This window comes from Rhizobium sp. FG113, from assembly GCF_057809895.1.
In genome coordinates this window covers 62062-78872 of the sequence record NZ_JBMDKV010000021.1, presented here as the reverse complement: position 1 = coordinate 78872, position 16811 = coordinate 62062, and the positions used below count along the sequence as shown (strand labels likewise).

Sequence of the window (16811 nt, the reverse complement as noted above, 5' to 3'; positions counted from 1 at the left end):
GCTCTGAAGGTCGGCCATCGGCCCTTTGCGGTCATACCTTCGCTAGCAAGTCTATGAGGCCATCAGGGAAAACGGTGTCGCTGGTCTCTCGAAGCTCCTGTTTAGACCACCAGCGATGATCGGCCATCACCTTTCGTTCATTCTCGGTCCAACCTATGTCGGAGATGGGGCTCCGTTCGGCCCGGACACCGAAGAACCTTTCTTCGGCCCATACTACCTCGCCGTTCGTTAGAGGAAGTTCAAAGGACCGCCGACCAACTTCGCCGGTTAAATCCAAGCCAACAAGGCCCGTTTCCTCCTCCAACTCGCGCAATGCAGCCGCCTCAAAGGTTTCGCCCTTGTCGACAGCACCACCCGGCGTTGCCCAATATGCTTTACCAATCAATGGACCCTCGGCATGGGAGAACTTGAAAAGCAGGACGCAATCAAATTGGTCGATGACCAATAGTCGAGCAGAAGGTCGTGAACGCATAAAAAATCTCCTAGCATCCTCGTGTAGCATAGCACGCTCGACGCGACTCTCTACGACCGCTTTTGGCACGAAGCCGCCGCGCGCTGGTTTGGTGGCGACTGAGACCGGACTGCGCGATTTTCGGCCGGCACACAAAAATGTCGCAGCGAAATCCCCGGTCATCGGGATCAAAGTTTGATCTATGTCAAAGCTGCCGCGCGGGGGGCGACATAGCTTCCGGGCATGCGCCAGAAAACATTCATATCACGAAATTTTCGCCGGTTTGTCGCACCTCTTGCGCTGCTTCCTCTCAGCGGTTGCAATATGGTGGTGATGAACCCAACGGGGGATATCGCTCTTCAGGAGCGTAACCTCATCCTCGTCGCACTCGGCATGATGCTTCTCGTCGTCATTCCGGTGTTGACCCTGATCGTGGTCTTCGCGTTCCGATACCGCAAGGGCAAGGCGCCCGGCAGGTACGATCCGAACTTCACCCATTCGACGCCGATCGAACTGGTGGTCTGGTCGATCCCGCTCATGATCATCGCGTGTCTCGGCGTGGTCACCTGGATCACCACCCACAGCCTCGATCCCTTCCGCCCACTCGATCGAATTTCCGCCGACAAGCCGCTGGCCAAGGACCACAAGCCTCTCGATATCCAGGTCGTCGCCATGGATTGGAAGTGGCTCTTCATCTATCCCGAACAAGGCATCGCGACCGTCAACGAGTTGGCCCTCCCGGTCGATGTCCCCGTACGTTTCTCCATCACCTCGACCAACCAGTTCAACACCTTCTCGGCGCCCACGCTGGCGGGCATGATCTATGCGATGCCGGGCATGAAATCGATGCTGCACGCCGTGCTCAACCAACCGGGCGACAGCTGGGGCTATTCGGGCAACTACACCGGCGCCGGCTATTCCGACATGCGGTTCAAGCTGCACGGTGTCGATCAGGCAGGGTTCGACCAATGGGCCGCGGGGATAAAGGCCGCGGGCGAGACGCTGTCGACCGATCGTTACGTCGAACTGGACAAGCCGAGCGAGAAGGTGCCCGTCATGCACTTCTCCACCGTCGCCTCCGGTCTCTTTGATCGCGTTCTCAATCGTTGCGTGGTCGCCGGCACCGAATGCGCCGCCGACATCATGAAGAAGGATCGCGCGCTTGATCGCGACAATGGCGGCATGTTCGCGCCGCAGCCCATGGATCACTCGTCGATGAAAGTCAGCGAAGGGCAGATGAGCCAGGGCATGCCATCCATGAGCCACACCTCGACATCCGGCGACGTCACCGCCGCCGTTCCGGCCGCTCATGACCACACCAACACCGGCACCAACACTGGCACCAACAGTGGCGCGCTCGCCGCGCCTGAACAGCAGGGCTCCAATGCAAGACCATAGCTTCACCACGACAGTCTTCGGGCGGCTTACGCTCGAATCGCTGCCGATCCACGAGCCGATCCTTGTCGGCACTTTCATCGCGGTCGCCGCGCTCGGTCTGATCATCGTCGCAGCACTCACCTATTTCCGGCTCTGGGGCTATCTCTGGAAGGAGTGGTTCACCTCCGTCGATCACAAGCGGATCGGCATCATGTACATCGTGCTGGCGATCATCATGCTGCTGCGCGGTTTCTCGGATGCCGTGATGATGCGCCTGCAACAGGCGATTGCTTTCGGTGGCAACGAGGGCTTCCTGCACTCGAGCCACTACGACCAGATCTTCACCGCCCACGGGACGATCATGATCTTCTTCGTGGCGATCCCACTGGTCGTCGGCATCGTCAACTTCGTCATGCCGCTGCAGATCGGCGCGCGCGACGTCGCCTTCCCTTATCTCAACAACCTCAGCTTCTGGCTGACGGTCGCGGGTTCGGTGCTGGTGATGATCTCGCTGTTCGTCGGCGAATTCGCACGCACCGGCTGGCTGTCCTACGCGCCGCTGGCGGAAAAGGCCTTCAGTCCGGATACCGGGGTCGACTATTATCTATGGTCGCTCGAAATTGCCGGCATCGGCACGACGCTCTCGGCCGTCAACATGGTCGCAACCGTCATCAAGATGCGCGCGCCCGGCATGACGCTGATGAAGATGCCCGTCTTCACCTGGACCGCGCTTTGCAGCAACGTTCTCGCCATCGCCATCTTCCCGGCGCTGACGGCGGCCTTCTTCCTGCTGCTGCTCGACCGCTATCTCGACACCGCCTTCTTCATCAATGATCTCGGCGGCAATGCGATGCTGTACTGGAACATGGTGTGGATGTGGGGTCACCCCGAGGTCTACGTCCTGATCCTGCCGGCCTTCGGCATCTATTCGGAAATCACCTCGACCTTCACCGGCAAGCGCCTGTTCGGCTACGGCTCGATGGTCTACGCCACGGTCGTCATCACCATCCTGTCCTACCTCGTCTGGCTGCACCACTATTTCACCATGGGATCGGGTGCGAGCGTCAACGCCTTCTTCGGGATCGCCACGATGGTGATCGCCATTCCGACCGGGGCCAAGGTGTTCAACTGGCTGTTCACGATGTTCCGCGGCGAAATCCGCTTCGAACTGCCGATGATGTGGGTCGTCGCCTTCATGCTGACCTTCGTGGTCGGTGGCATGACGGGTGTGCTTCTCGCCGTGCCGGCTGCCGACTTCGTGTTGCACAACTCGCTGTTCCTGGTGGCGCACTTCCACAACACCATCATCGGCGGCGTCGTCTTCGGTCTCTTCGCCGGCATGACCTACTGGTTCCCGAAGGCCTTCGGCTTCAAGATGGACGAGTTCTGGGGCAAGGTTGCCTTCTGGGGCTGGGTCATCGGCTACTGGGTCGCCTGGACGCCGATCTACATCGTCGGCCTGATGGGCACCACCCGCCGCGTCAACCACTTCGACGATCCGACGCTGCAGCCCTACTTCGTCATCGCGCTGATCGGCGCCGTGATCATCCTCATCGGTGTGCTCGGCTTCGTCATGGCGATCGTCATGGGCATCGTGAAGCGCAACAAGCTGCGGGATGTCACCGGCGACCCCTGGGATGGCCGTACGCTGGAATGGTCGACCACGTCGCCTCCGCCTGCCTACAACTTCGCGATCACGCCCGTCGTCTACGAACTCGACGCCTGGCACGACATGAAGGAGCATGGCTACAAGCATCCGACCGAAGGCTTCCGCCCCGTCCACATGCCGCGCAACACCGCCACCGGCGTCGTCGTTGCGGCACTCGCCACGGCACTTGGCTTCGGCATGATCTGGTACATGTGGTGGTTGGCTGCCATCAGCTTCGCCGGCATCCTCGTCGTCTCGATCGTCCACACCTTCAACTACAGCCGCGATCACTACATCCCGGCCGATGCGATCGCGCTTACCGAAGGCAAGCGTGCGCAGCAGCCGGCAGCGAGGGCCTGACATGACCATTCAACTCGTCAACAAGGACGCCCAACGCGTCTACCACCAGCCCGAAGCCGAGGAGCATTATCACAGTGGCGGCGCCACGATGCTCGGCTTCTGGATCTACCTGATGAGCGATGCGCTGATCTTCGCCTCGCTGTTCGCCGTCTACGGAACGCTCAGCCGCAATTATGCGGGTGGGCCTCCGCCGCAGCACCTGTTCGAGCTGCCGCTGGTGGCGCTGAACACCGGCTTCCTGCTCGCATCGTCGATCGTGCTTTCGATCGGCATGCAGGCGATGGCAGCCGGACGGACGGCCACCATGTGGCGGCTGCTTGCCGTCACCGGTGTGCTCGGCGCGGCGTTCCTCTGCGTGGAACTCTACGAGTTCTCCTCGCTGATTGCAGAGGGGGCAACGCCGCAGCGCAGCGCCTTCCTGTCGGCCTTCTTCACGCTGGTTGGCACGCACGGCCTACACGTCTTGTTCGGCCTGATCTGGCTGGTCACGCTGCTGGTGCAGATCGCCCAGCGCGGACTGAATGAGGACAACAAGCGTCGCCTGATGTGCCTGTCGATGTTCTGGCACTTCCTCGACATCATCTGGATCGGCGTCTTCACCGTCGTCTACCTGTTTGGAGCACTTCGTTGAGCACACATCATCACACCGAACCCGCTCACGGCAGCAAGGGCAGCATCTGGACCGGCTCGATCCTGTCGATCATCCTGACGGTCATTCCGTTCTGGCTGGTCATGTCCGGGGCGCTGGAAAATGCCGCGGCGACCACCGTGATCATCTTCGCGCTGGCGATTGCGCAGATCATCGTCCACGTCGTCTGCTTCCTGCATGTAGACAGCCGCTCGGAAAACGGCTGGACGCTGCTCGCCTTCATCTTCACGGCCATCATCGTGGTCATCACGATCGTCGGCACGATCTGGGTCATGTACCACATGAACGTGAACATGATGCCGATGAGCGCAGGCGAAATGAGCAACATGTAAGTGAGGAGTGCGCGCCGCATGGCTGGGTGCGGCGCCATGAGGATCGGCCCGGTGATTTCGATCGCCGGGCCGATCGGCGTTTATGGGTTTGGGATCAGCTCAGGATGCGAGGCAGCTCAGGAAGCCGTCGACGTCCTTTTCCTCTGTCGCGAAGCTGGTGACGAGGCGGATCAGGATCTCGTCTGCGCCGACGAGATCAGGCGTGGCTGAGGGGATCGGCCATTCGTAGAATTTCGCGCCCTTGTCTTCCGCCGTCTTTCCGGCACTCTTCTTTATAATGGCGAAGACTTCGTTCGACGTTGTCGACCAGGCAAGGCGGGCCGAGTTGCTGGCGCCGATGCCCGCGCGCAGGCGGTCGGCCATGCCGTTGGCGTGGCCGGCGAGATCAAGCCACAGGCCGTTGTCCAGATAGGCGTCGAACTGGGCGGCGATGAAGCGCGACTTGGAGAAGAGCTGGGCGGCGCGCTTGCGGATGAAGGGCATCTCTTTCGCCTTTTCAGGATCGAAGACGACGATCGCCTCGGCACACCAGCAGCCATTCTTGGTGCCGCCGAAGGAGAGGATGTCGACGCCGCGCTTCCAGGTCATCTCGGCCGGGCTTGCATCAAGCGCCACCAGCGCATTGGCGAAGCGAGCTCCGTCCATGTGGAGCGGCAGCTTGCGCTCCTTGCAGATCGACGAGATGGCATCGATCTCGTCGAGCGAGTAGACGGTGCCGATCTCGGTCGCCTGGGTGATGGTGACGGCCGTCGCGCGGCCATGATGAACGGCGTTTTCAGGGAAGCCGGCGATCGCCTTGGAGAGCTTTTCCGGATCGATCTTGCCCAACTCGCCATCGACGGGCGACAGTCGCGCCTGGCTGAAGAAATCGGGCGCGCCGCATTCGTCGGCGATCACATGGGCTTCGGCGTGACAGAAGGTGATGCCGCCGGGGCGCTGGACGCTGGCAAGCGACAGCGAGTTGGCGGCCGTGCCAGTCGCCACGAAGAAAACGGAGACCTCGCGCTCGAAAATTTCGGCGAAGCGGGCCTCAACGCGGCGGTCGAGATCGCTAGTGCCGTAAGCGGCGGCGAAACCGGCGGATTCCTGCAGCAGGCGCTCGGCAATGGAACGGTGGGCGCCAGCCCAGTTGTCGGAAGCGAAGATCATGGAAAATGCCTGGGAAAAATGGAGGTGGGGGCGGGTTCGCATCGGAGCTTAATCCAAAGCTTCACCGGATCAAGCGATTGGGGCGCAACCCATCACAAAAATTGAATTCCGCAATCAAGAAACAATATAATACGAGATGGCGTAATTTTATGTCGCCAACTTGATTGATTTAGTAATCTTGATGCGCCAATTGACGTTTTTTTAATTTCTGGCTCTTGCGGAGCTGCTGCGTTTCTGGCATAGAACCGATGGATTAGGACAGGGTTGCTGTCCTATTTTGGCCGTCAAGGCCGAAGAGGCGCTGAGGGACCTTACACTCGTGGGGTTTCACGCTATAGTTCTTGGAGCGCGGACAAAGTTCCCGCACGGACCTATGGCAGGCGCGGAGCGCAACGGTTGCTTTGTCGGGAAAGGCTCTGTCTTCCCAGAGAAAGCCTGCCGCCGGCGACCGGATCTTCGATAATGCAACAGCGCTGTCATGCGCCGAACCTAAGATCAGGGACGGTGTGCGACGAAGAGCCGCCCGCACGATCGCGGGCTCTGACAGGAGGCAAAACGATGACGAAGAACACGCCATCCACTGACATCGACCAGTTCGCAGCAGCAGACATGCGCGCGGTGGCCGATACGCGTAAGTTCGCCAACGGTCTCCCGGGCAAGCAGGGCCTCTATGACCCACGCAACGAACATGACGCCTGCGGCGTCGGCTTCGTCGCCCACATGAAGGGTCAGAAGTCGCACCAGATCGTCAAGGACGGTCTCTTCATTCTCGAGAACCTGACGCACCGCGGTGCTGTCGGCGCCGACCCGCTGATGGGTGATGGTGCTGGTATTCTCGTGCAGATTCCCGATCGCTTCTTCCGCGAGGAAATGGCCAAGCAGGGCATCACCCTGCCGAAGGCCGGCGAATATGGCGTCGGCCATATTTTCATGCCGCGCGACGAAAAGCAGATCGCGCATTTCAAGAAGGTGATGCAGGACGTCATCTCCGAAGAGGGCCAGGTTCTCATCGGCTTCCGCGACGTGCCCGTCGATAACTCGTCGCTGTCGAAGGCGCCGGATATCGCTGCGACCGAACCGCATCACTGTCAGATCTTCATCGGTGCGGGCGATAGCGCCGCGACCACCGATGAATTCGAACGCCGCCTGTTCACGCTGCGCAAGGTGATCTCCAACCGTATCTATGACGAGTTCGACGGCGAGGAGAGCCACTTCTATCCGGTGTCGCTGTCGTCCTCGACGATCGTCTACAAGGGCATGTTCCTGGCCTACCAGGTCGGTGCCTATTACACGGACCTGTCGGATCCGCGTTTTGAGTCCGCTGTCGCGCTCGTGCATCAGCGCTTCTCGACCAACACCTTCCCGTCCTGGAAGCTGGCGCACCCTTACCGCATGGTCGCCCACAACGGCGAAATCAACACGCTGCGCTCCAACGTCAACTGGATGGCGGCGCGCCAGGCATCGGTGTCTTCGCCGCTCTTCGGCGAGGATATCTCCAAGCTCTGGCCGATCTCTTATGAAGGCCAGTCGGATACGGCCTGTTTCGACAACGCGCTCGAGTTCCTCGTGCGCGGCGGCTACTCCATGGCGCATGCCGTGATGATGCTGATCCCGGAAGCCTGGGCCGGCAACCAGTCGATGTCGAAGGAACGCAAGGCGTTCTACGAATACCACGCAGCGCTGATGGAGCCGTGGGACGGCCCCGCCGCTGTTGCCTTCACAGACGGCAAGCAGATCGGCGCGACGCTCGACCGTAACGGCCTGCGTCCGGCCCGCTACCTCGTCACGTCAGACGACCGCGTCATCCTCGCTTCTGAGGCCGGTACGCTGCCGGTGGCCGAAGAGGATATCGTCAAGAAGTGGCGCCTGCAGCCGGGCAAGATGCTCTTGATCGACATGGAAAAGGGCAAGATCGTCTCCGACGAGGAGCTGAAGACCGAGCTCGCGACCAAGCATCCCTATCGCAGCTGGCTCGATCGCACGCAGCTGATCCTCGAAGACCTGAAGCCGGTGGAGCCGCGCGCGCTGCGCCGCGACGTCTCGCTGCTCAACCGCCAGCAGGCCTTCGGCTACACCACCGAAGACACCAAGATCCTGATGTCGCCGATGGCGACGACGGGCCAGGAAGCCGTGGGCTCGATGGGCACCGATACGCCGATCTCGGCCATGTCGGAAAAGTCGAAGCTGCTCTACACCTACTTCAAGCAGAACTTCGCGCAGGTCACCAACCCGCCGATCGATCCGATCCGCGAAGAGCTGGTCATGAGCCTGGTGTCCTTCATCGGCCCGCGCCCGAACATTCTCGACCACGAGGGTGCGGCCAACGCCAAGCGCCTGGAAGTGCGTCAGCCGATCCTTACCAATGGCGATCTCGAAAAGATTCGCTCGATCGGCCACACGGAAGACCGTTTCGACACCAAGACGCTCGACTTCACCTATGATGTGGAGCGTGGCGCCGAAGGCATGCCCGAAATGCTCGACCGCCTCTGTGAGCGCGCGGAAGCGGCCGTCAAGGGTGGCTACAACATCATCGTGCTGTCAGACCGCCAGATCGGGCCGGATCGCATCGCGATCCCGGCGCTGCTCGCGACGGCCGCCGTGCACCATCACCTGATCCGCAAGGGTCTCAGAACCTCCGTCGGCCTCGTCGTCGAGACGGGCGAGCCGCGCGAAGTGCACCACTTCTGTCTTCTCGCCGGCTACGGCGCGGAAGCGATCAACCCGTACCTGGCCTTCGACACCCTGCTCGACATGCATGCCAAGGGCGAGTTCCCGAAGGAAGTGGACGCGTCCGAAGTCGTCTATCGCTACATCAAGGCGGTCGGCAAGGGCATCCTCAAGGTGATGTCGAAGATGGGCATCTCGACCTATCAGTCCTATTGCGGCGGCCAGATCTTCGATGCGATCGGCCTGCAGCAGGAGCTGGTCGACAAGTATTTCTTCGGCACCGCGACGATGATCGAAGGCGTCGATCTGAAGGCGATCTCCGAAGAGACCGTTGCCCGTCACACCTCGGCCTTCGGCAAGGACCCGCTGCTCGCGACCACGCTCGATATCGGCGGCGAGTACGCCTACCGCATGCGCGGCGAAAGCCATGCCTGGACGCCGGATGCGGTGGCCACGCTGCAGCACGCCGTTCGCGGCAACTCCGAGGATCGCTACCGCGAGTTCGCCGAGATGGTGAACACGTCTGCGCTGCGCATGAACACCATCCGCGGCCTGTTCAAGATCAAGACCGCTGAACAGATCGGGCGGAAGCCCGTCTCGCTCGACGACGTCGAGCCTGCAGTCGAGATCGTCAAGCGCTTCTCGACCGGCGCCATGTCCTTCGGCTCTATCAGCCGCGAGGCGCATACGACGCTGGCGATCGCGATGAACAAGATCGGCGGCAAGTCCAACACCGGCGAGGGCGGCGAAGAGAGCGATCGCTACTTCCCGCTGCCGGATGGTTCGGCGAACCCGGAACGCTCGGCGATCAAGCAGATCGCATCGGGACGCTTCGGTGTCACCACCGAATACCTCGTCAACGCCGACATGCTGCAGATCAAGGTCGCGCAGGGCGCCAAGCCCGGCGAAGGCGGCCAGTTGCCTGGCCACAAGGTCGATGCAACGGTCGCCAAGACCCGTCACTCGACCCCGGGTGTCGGCCTGATCTCGCCGCCGCCGCACCACGACATCTACTCGATCGAAGATCTGGCGCAGTTGATCTACGACCTGAAGAACGTCAACCCGACGTCCGATGTCTCGGTCAAGCTCGTCTCGGAAGTCGGCGTCGGCACGGTTGCCGCCGGTGTCGCCAAGGCGCGCGCCGACCACATCACGGTCTCCGGCTTCGACGGCGGTACCGGCGCGTCGCCGCTGACCTCGCTGAAGCATGCCGGTTCTCCGTGGGAAATCGGCCTTGCAGAAACGCAGCAGACGCTGGTGTTGAACGGCCTTCGTTCGCGCATCGCGCTGCAGGTCGACGGTGGCCTGAAGACCGGCCGCGACGTCATCATCGGTGCGCTTCTCGGCGCCGACGAGTTCGGCTTCGCGACGGCTCCTGTCATCGCCGCCGGCTGCATCATGATGCGCAAGTGCCACCTGAACACCTGCCCCGTCGGCGTTGCCACCCAGGATCCGGTTCTGCGCAAGCGCTTCAAGGGCACGCCGGAGCACGTCATCAACTACTTCTTCTTCGTTGCCAACGAAGTGCGTGAAATCCTGGCCTCGCTCGGCTTCACCAAGTTCGATGACATCATCGGCGCTTCGGAGCTGCTCGAGAAGGACGAGATGCTGGCGCACTGGAAGTCCAAGGGTCTCGACTTCAGCCGCATCTTCCACAAGGTCGAGGCGCCGAAGGAAGCCACCTACTGGACGACCCGCCAGAAGCATCCGATCGACGACATTCTCGATCGCAAGATGATCGCCGAGGCCGAGCCGGCACTCGCGTCGAAGACGCCTGTCAGCTTCGAAGTCGGCATCAAGAACGTCGACCGTTCGGCCGGCGCGATGCTGTCGGGCGAAGTCGCCAAGCGCTACAACCATCGTGGCCTGAAGGAAGACACGATCAACGTGACGCTTCGCGGCACGGCCGGACAGTCGTTCGGCGCGTTCCTGGCGCGTGGCGTGACCTTCAAGCTGATCGGCGACGGCAACGACTATGTCGGCAAGGGCCTTTCGGGCGGCAAGATCATCGTGCGTCCGCCTGAGAACTCGAAGATCATCGCTGAGGACTCGATCATCGTCGGCAACACCGTGCTCTACGGCGCGACCGAGGGCGAGTGCTACTTCCGCGGCGTCGCGGGCGAGCGCTTCGCGGTGCGCAACTCCGGTGCCATCGCCATCGTCGAAGGCGTGGGCGACCACGGCTGCGAATACATGACGGGTGGCGTGGTGGTCGTGCTCGGCGAGACGGGCCGCAACTTCGCGGCCGGCATGTCGGGTGGCGTCGCCTATGTTCTCGACGAGAGCGGCGATTTCGCCAAGCGCTGCAACATGGCGATGGTCGAGCTCGAGCCGGTTCCTGAGGAAGACGACCTGATGGAGAAGCTGCATCACCATGGCGGCGATCTCGCGCACAAGGGCCGCGTCGACGTCTCCGGCGACATGACCCGCCACGACGAGGAACGCCTCTACCAGTTGATCTCCAACCACCTGCACTACACGGAATCCACCCGTGCCAAGCAGATCCTGGACAACTGGGCGGAGTATCGTCCGAAGTTCCGCAAGGTCATGCCGGTCGAATACCGCCGCGCGCTCGAGGAAATGGAGCGCAGCCGGATGGGGATCGCCGCGGAGTGATTGGAGTTTGATTGGTTGTGTGATATGCTTTTGTCATATCACACAACGGAGGCGCCGATGAACGAGCATTCCAGTGCTGTCAGGATCGCACAGGTCTTTAACAACGGTCGTAGCAGAGCAATCCGCATTCCGAAGGAGTTCGAGTTCGACGCGGACCAGGTGGAGATAAGAATGGATGAAAATGGCGATCTGCTTGTTCATCCGGTTAAGAAAAAGACTTTGTTAGAGGTTCTGGCGACTTTGGAGCCGCTTGGAGAAGATGAGATGTTTGAGATCGATGACAGTGATCTTCTGCCGCTCGACGAAATCGACCTCTAATGATTTACCTTCTCGACACTAACACGCTTTCGGATCTTTCGAGCGACCCGCAAGGGCGGGTCAAACAGAACATAGAACGGTGCGGCATGGAAAATGTCGTGACCAGCGTCATCGTTGCTGGAGAAGTCGAATTCGGGCTGGAGTGGAAGCAGTCCAAAAAGTTGCGCGGAAACATGGACGCAATTCTGCGGTCGATCAGGGTGATGCCCCTGGAAGAGGCGGTTTGGCGTCGATACGGATGGCTCCGGGCGGACTTGAAGAAGAAGGGTACGCCTATCGGGCCTAACGATCTTTGGATCGCGTCGCATGCTTTGACGCTGGATGCGGTCATGGTCACGGCGAATGTACGAGAATTCTCCCGCGTGCCGGGATTAAAGGTTGAAAACTGGCTGCGCTGAACGAAAGAGGCGGTCATGAGTGTAAGGGAAGACAGCAGCATGGGTAAGGTAACAGGGTTTCTGGAAATCGACCGGCAGGTGGCGAAGTATCAGCCGGCGTCGGACCGTATCCGGCATTTCCGCGAATTCACGATCCCGATGTCGGACCCGGAAGTGCAGAAACAGGCCGCGCGCTGCATGGACTGTGGCATTCCCTATTGCCATGGCCCGACCGGCTGTCCCGTGCACAACCAGATCCCCGACTGGAACGATCTGGTCTACAACAACAACTGGGAAGCAGCGATCCAGAACCTGCATTCGACCAACAACTTCCCTGAATTCACCGGCCGCGTCTGCCCCGCGCCTTGCGAGGAAGCGTGCACGCTGAACCTCGAGGATGCGCCGGTTGCGATCAAGACCGTCGAGCAGGCGATCGCCGACAAGGCCTATGAGCTCGGCTTCATCCGGCCGCAGCCGGCTGCCGTTCGCACCGGCAAGAAAGTGGCGATCATCGGTTCGGGCCCTGCCGGCATGGCGGCTGCCCAGCAGCTCGGCCGCGCCGGTCACGAGGTGCATGTCTATGAGCGTGAATCCAAGCCCGGCGGCCTGCTGCGCTATGGCATTCCCGACTTCAAGATGGAGAAGAACTTCATCGATCGTCGCGTCGAGCAGATCTCCGGCGAGGGCGTGACCTTCCATTGCGGCGTCAATGTCGGTGTCGATCTGAAGGTCGAGCAGCTGATCGCCGATCACGACGCGGTTCTTTACTGCGGCGGTTCGGAAACGCCGCGCGAAGCAGGCATTCCGGGCTTCGATCTCGCCGGCGTTCACGATGCGATGCCTTATCTCGTGCAGCAGAACAAGCGCGTCGGCCGCGAAAATATCGACAGCGTCGGCTGGGCATCGGACCCGATCCTTGCTGGCGCCAAGCATGTCGTCGTCGTCGGTGGCGGTGACACCGCGTCGGACTGCGTCGGCACGGCGTTCCGCCAGGGGGCCGTGAAGGTCACCCAGCTCGACATCCGCCCGCAGCCGCCGGAGAAGGAAGACAAGCTCGCCGTCTGGCCGTTCTGGGCCACGAAGATGCGCACCTCCTCCAGCCAGGCCGAAGGCGTCGTGCGCGAGTTCCAGGTCGCGACGCTCGAGTTCGTCGGCGAAGACGGCGTCCTGACCGGCGTCAAGTGCTGCGAAGTCGATGAGCGCCGCAAGCCGATCGCCGGCACGGAGTTCATCATCAAGGCCGATCTCGCCTTCATCGCCATCGGCTTCAGCGGCCCGTTCACCACGAGCGTGCTCAAGGAACTCGACGGCAAGCTGACGCTCAACACCGACCGCCGCGGCTCGACCAACGTCGTTGCCAACGATCGCGACTACAAGACCTCGGTCGACAAGTTCTGGACGGCGGGCGACGTGCGCCGCGGCCAGTCGCTGGTCGTCTGGGCGATCCGCGAGGGACGCCAGGCGGCACGCGCGATCGACGAGGCGCTGATGGGCTCGACGGTTCTGCCGCGCTAAGCGGACGGGACGTTCGGATTGATTTTGGCTCGGGGCTGCCTTGCGCGGCCCCGAGCTTTTTTGTGCCTTGTGCAGCGTAGCTTTGAGAAAAGTCCTGAAGCAGTTGTGGAAACGCTTTCTCACCTGCTCGTGGTGTCTGCTTTGGGTGGTAACGTCCCGATCGGCGATTGTACTGCAGGAGATTGGCGTGGGTGCAAAAAGCGATCAGTTGGCGATTCTCACCTACCTGCATGCGCGGCTAGCGAATGGCGATGCTCGCTACTGCACCATCTCGACTATCAAGAAAAACACCGGTCTCAATAAAACTAACCACTACCTGTTAGCTTTAACCGATGACCTTGAAACGATGGGGTTGGTTATCACGCGGCAGGCATATCAGATGTCTGGAGGACGTTTGTTTCAGATTACCGCCTCAGGCTACGACGCAGTGGAAACAGGCAGAGTTCCCACTGCTGTTGATAGTGCAGCGTGGACTGGTCGCTTTAATCTTTCAGAATATCAGAAAGAAGAGATTCGTCGCATTCTCAAGGAAATGCGCGTTGTCATTGAAACGGCGAAGTTGTCGAACGCTCGAACGGCAAACGCGATGGCTTTGATAGAATCTGCCGAAAAACTGGTGGAGACTCCAGACCCTCTCTGGCCTGAGATCATGCGTCTTTTGCGCTCTCCGACACTCGCTAGTGTGGTGGGCATTGCCGGTCTCTTGATGGCATTCGTACAGATTGTCATGGCGGCGGCGAGTTCCTGACCGCTGTATGCCTCGTTCAAGTTTGGGCCATTAGCGTAACGCAGGGCCCCTTGCGACCTCAGCGCTTCAATGCGTAGCCGTGGACACGTTGCCGGCGTCCTCGCCGCTGCCACGGGAGACGTGGTTGTAGATGAGGAAGCCAGGCCCCCCACGCTACATACCGAGAAAGTCTATCTGGTGGCCCGCGCGTCAGTTCGGCGACTATGGACGGACTGTTTGTTGTACGGGGGTCAATGAATATGTCTTTTCGATCTGTCATCAGCATTGTCGCGGCTTTCCTATGCGTCGCGGCATCGCCAGCCGGGGCCTGGGAGCGCGCCGGTTACGTCAGTTATCCGGCGACGGCGAAGTGCCTGAGCGAGAACATGTGCCTGCTGGTCAGTTGCCCGGCCGTGGGTGCGCCGAGCTTCGAGATGCTGATCTACGAGCACGGCAAGGCGACGGGCGAGCCGTTCGATATCATCATCGATGGCCGCACGTTCACCTTCAATCTACCGGAGCGCGGCGCCCACGATCTCTATCGCTGGCCGCTTGCCGATGATTTCGCCGATGCCCTTCAAAAGGGGAGCCGGGCCAAGCTGGCTTTCGACCCGGTCGGGCTGCCCTATGCGTTTTCGCTGCGCGGAAGCGGGGCTGCCGTGCGGCGGGTGCTTTCCGGCTGCGGATCGTCGTCCGCGCCCGTCGTCACGGCGGCGGGATCGCGTGAGCGTCTCTCCGGCCTCAGCCCGGAGACGGATTGCCAGGTGGCCACGACGACAGGCGAGGTTGTGGATCTGACGTTGAAGGCATCCAGCCGGGAGATCGAGGGCTTCCAGTTCAAGGACAAGTACGGCACCGGCTACATAAACGTCGATCCGCCAGGCAATGCCAAGGTCATCCAGGCTAAGCTGATGACGATCATCGTTCCAGGTGCGAAGCTGAAGATCGAGGTGCATGGATGCGGTGCCGCCGCTCGCGTGGAGGTGTTGTCGGCGGTCGAGGTGATCGAGTAGGGGGCTGACTGGACGTCTCAGTCCCGCCGGCGCGATGGGATTGCGCCATGGTCAACGGCGATGCGGCGCTCTATGGTGCGCGGGCCATCGCTTCGCATGGCTATGCGGCAAGGAACAACACCGGATGCCATCCACCGAACTGCTGATCACCTTCTTCGTCACGACGGCGCTCTTTGCCTATATTCCCGGGCCGGCCATGCTTTACGCCGCCGCCCAGACGCTGGCGCGCGGACGGCGAGCGGGGTTTATGGCGACGCTCGGCATCCATGTCGGCTGCTATGTGCATGTGATCGCGGCCGCTGCCGGCCTGTCGATCATCTTTCATGCGGTGCCGGTGCTCTATATGGCGGTCAAGCTCGCGGGCGCGGCCTACCTGGTCTGGCTCGGCATCTCGCTGTTTCGCAGCAAGTCTCAAGGGGAAACGACGCTCGCTGCCATCGATCCTAAGTCCGGCCGGCGGGCCTTTGTCGAGAGCATCTCGATCGAGGTCTTGAACCCGAAGACGGCGATCTTCTTCCTGGCCTTCCTGCCGCAATTCATCGATCCCGTCGCCAGCTTTCCGGTCTGGCTGCAATTCGTGCTGCTGGGGACGATCGTCAATTTCATCTTCTCGTCGGCCGATATCGTCTGCGTGATGCTGGCTGGCGCCGTGGTTTCGAGGCTGAAGCGTTCGGGTTCGGCGCAGCGGCTGGTGCAGCGCGCGGGTGGCGGAATTCTGATCGGCCTCGGGGCGCATCTGGCGCTGCAGCGGAGCTAGTTGCTGCGATTGATTTGGGCTCGGGGCTGTCTGGCGCGGCCCCGAGCTGCAAGATCGCTTCTCCATCGCGGGAAGGGCTCAGAGGCCTGCTTCGGCCATCCAGAGTTCCGCATCGGCGCCGCCTGGAATACGCAACGGCGCGGATGGATCGGTCGCAGCCCGCCACACGGCTTCGGCCACGTCGGCGGCATGGGTCACCGGGCCGGTATCGTCCCGCACGTTCTTGATGAACTGCTGGAGCATCGGCGCATAGTCGGCATGATCAAGACCACGGAAATGGGGGCGCGCGTTTTCGCCGAAGCGGGTGGTTGGCGAGCGGCCCGGCAGAACGATATGCACGCGCACGCCGAATGGCTCCATCTCGACCGCGAGCGATTCCGTCAGCGCGTTCACGGCGGCCTTGCTGGCGCGGTAGACCCCGATGACCGGCAGCGTCTTCACCGTCACCGTCGAAGTGACGTTGATGACGACTCCCGCGCGTCGCTGGCGCATCTGCGGCACGACGGCCTGGATCATCGCCAAGGTGCCGATCGTGTTTGTCTCGAACAGGGAGCGCACGGTCTCCGGCGCGGTGAGCTCGATGGGCGAGGGAGCTCCGAAGCCGGCGTTGTTGACCAGCACGTCGATATGACCGGCTGCGGCCACGGCCTCGGCTATGCTTTTGGGGTCGGTGACGTCGAGCGCCAGGATGCGCAGGTGTTCGGACACAGGCAGCAAGTCGGGGTCGGGCTTGCGCATCGTTGCGATCACATCCCAGCCACGGTCGAGGAAGAGTTTCGCGGTCTCCAGGCCAAAGCCGGACGAGCAACCGGTGATCAGTATCGTGGGCATCTGCGTCTCCAATTGAAAAGGAAT

Annotated in this window: 14 protein-coding genes; 11 read left to right on the top strand and 3 right to left on the bottom strand. The window is 61.4% G+C overall.

Annotated elements, in window-relative coordinates; genetic code table 11:
• Positions 1-31: 31 nt before the first annotated feature.
• Positions 32-472, bottom strand: coding sequence for an NUDIX hydrolase (locus tag ACODTZ_RS31035; protein WP_489030514.1), 441 nt, complete (start codon positions 470-472; stop codon positions 32-34).
• Between the two features lie 222 nt (positions 473-694).
• Between ACODTZ_RS31035 and cyoA the strand changes: the two genes are divergently transcribed.
• The 4 genes from cyoA to cyoD are packed head-to-tail and all read left to right on the top strand — an operon-like array spanning position 695 to position 4817.
• Entirely contained in the window at positions 695-1849 is a 1155-nt protein-coding gene (gene cyoA / locus ACODTZ_RS31030; protein WP_489030512.1) for a ubiquinol oxidase subunit II, read from the top strand.
• Positions 1836-3836: a cytochrome o ubiquinol oxidase subunit I gene (gene cyoB / locus ACODTZ_RS31025; protein WP_112981574.1), complete on the top strand. Its 2001-nt coding sequence runs from the start codon at positions 1836-1838 to the stop codon at positions 3834-3836. The genes cyoA and cyoB overlap by 14 nt, the downstream gene beginning before the upstream one ends.
• A 1-nt stretch (position 3837) precedes the next feature.
• Positions 3838-4467 carry a cytochrome o ubiquinol oxidase subunit III gene (gene cyoC / locus ACODTZ_RS31020; protein ID WP_209191648.1) on the top strand — a complete coding sequence of 210 codons (630 nt, stop codon included), beginning with the start codon at positions 3838-3840 and terminating at the stop codon, positions 4465-4467.
• Entirely contained in the window at positions 4464-4817 is a 354-nt protein-coding gene (gene cyoD / locus ACODTZ_RS31015; RefSeq protein WP_489030510.1) for a cytochrome o ubiquinol oxidase subunit IV, read from the top strand. Before cyoC ends, cyoD begins: the two co-directional genes overlap by 4 nt.
• 99 nt (positions 4818-4916) lie before the next feature.
• On the opposite strand, the gene ACODTZ_RS31010 is transcribed toward cyoD, so the two are convergent.
• Positions 4917-5966 (bottom strand): threonine aldolase family protein, encoded by a 1050-nt coding sequence (locus tag ACODTZ_RS31010; protein ID WP_489030508.1) that lies wholly within the window; start codon positions 5964-5966, stop codon positions 4917-4919.
• A 558-nt stretch (positions 5967-6524) separates the two neighbouring features.
• Here ACODTZ_RS31010 and gltB point away from each other — a divergent pair.
• The 7 genes from gltB (at position 6525) to ACODTZ_RS30975 (ending at position 15956) form a co-directional block, all read left to right on the top strand.
• Positions 6525-11249, top strand: coding sequence for a glutamate synthase large subunit (gltB, locus tag ACODTZ_RS31005; RefSeq protein WP_489030506.1), 4725 nt, complete (start codon positions 6525-6527; stop codon positions 11247-11249).
• A 57-nt stretch (positions 11250-11306) separates the two neighbouring features.
• On the top strand, positions 11307-11567 hold the full coding sequence (locus ACODTZ_RS31000) for an antitoxin (protein ID WP_183900377.1): 261 nt from the start codon (positions 11307-11309) through the stop codon (positions 11565-11567).
• Positions 11567-11965, top strand: coding sequence for a type II toxin-antitoxin system VapC family toxin (locus ACODTZ_RS30995; RefSeq protein WP_489030504.1), 399 nt, complete (start codon positions 11567-11569; stop codon positions 11963-11965). The genes ACODTZ_RS31000 and ACODTZ_RS30995 overlap by 1 nt, the downstream gene beginning before the upstream one ends.
• Positions 11966-12004: 39 nt before the next feature.
• Complete coding sequence (locus tag ACODTZ_RS30990) at positions 12005-13459, top strand: glutamate synthase subunit beta (protein ID WP_489030541.1); 1455 nt, start codon at positions 12005-12007, stop codon at positions 13457-13459.
• A gap of 187 nt (positions 13460-13646) precedes the next feature.
• Positions 13647-14207 carry a hypothetical protein gene (locus tag ACODTZ_RS30985; protein ID WP_489030502.1) on the top strand — a complete coding sequence of 187 codons (561 nt, stop codon included), beginning with the start codon at positions 13647-13649 and terminating at the stop codon, positions 14205-14207.
• Between the two features lie 239 nt (positions 14208-14446).
• Positions 14447-15199 carry a hypothetical protein gene (locus tag ACODTZ_RS30980; protein WP_489030500.1) on the top strand — a complete coding sequence of 251 codons (753 nt, stop codon included), beginning with the start codon at positions 14447-14449 and terminating at the stop codon, positions 15197-15199.
• 124 nt (positions 15200-15323) lie between these two features.
• The gene (locus ACODTZ_RS30975; RefSeq protein ID WP_489030498.1) at positions 15324-15956 is read left to right on the top strand and encodes a LysE family translocator; all 633 of its coding nucleotides are present in this window, start codon (positions 15324-15326) and stop codon (positions 15954-15956) included.
• A 78-nt stretch (positions 15957-16034) separates the two neighbouring features.
• Here the strand turns inward: ACODTZ_RS30975 and ACODTZ_RS30970 are convergent, their stop codons facing one another.
• Complete coding sequence (locus ACODTZ_RS30970; RefSeq protein ID WP_489030496.1) at positions 16035-16787, bottom strand: SDR family oxidoreductase; 753 nt, start codon at positions 16785-16787, stop codon at positions 16035-16037.
• Positions 16788-16811 lie beyond the last annotated feature (24 nt).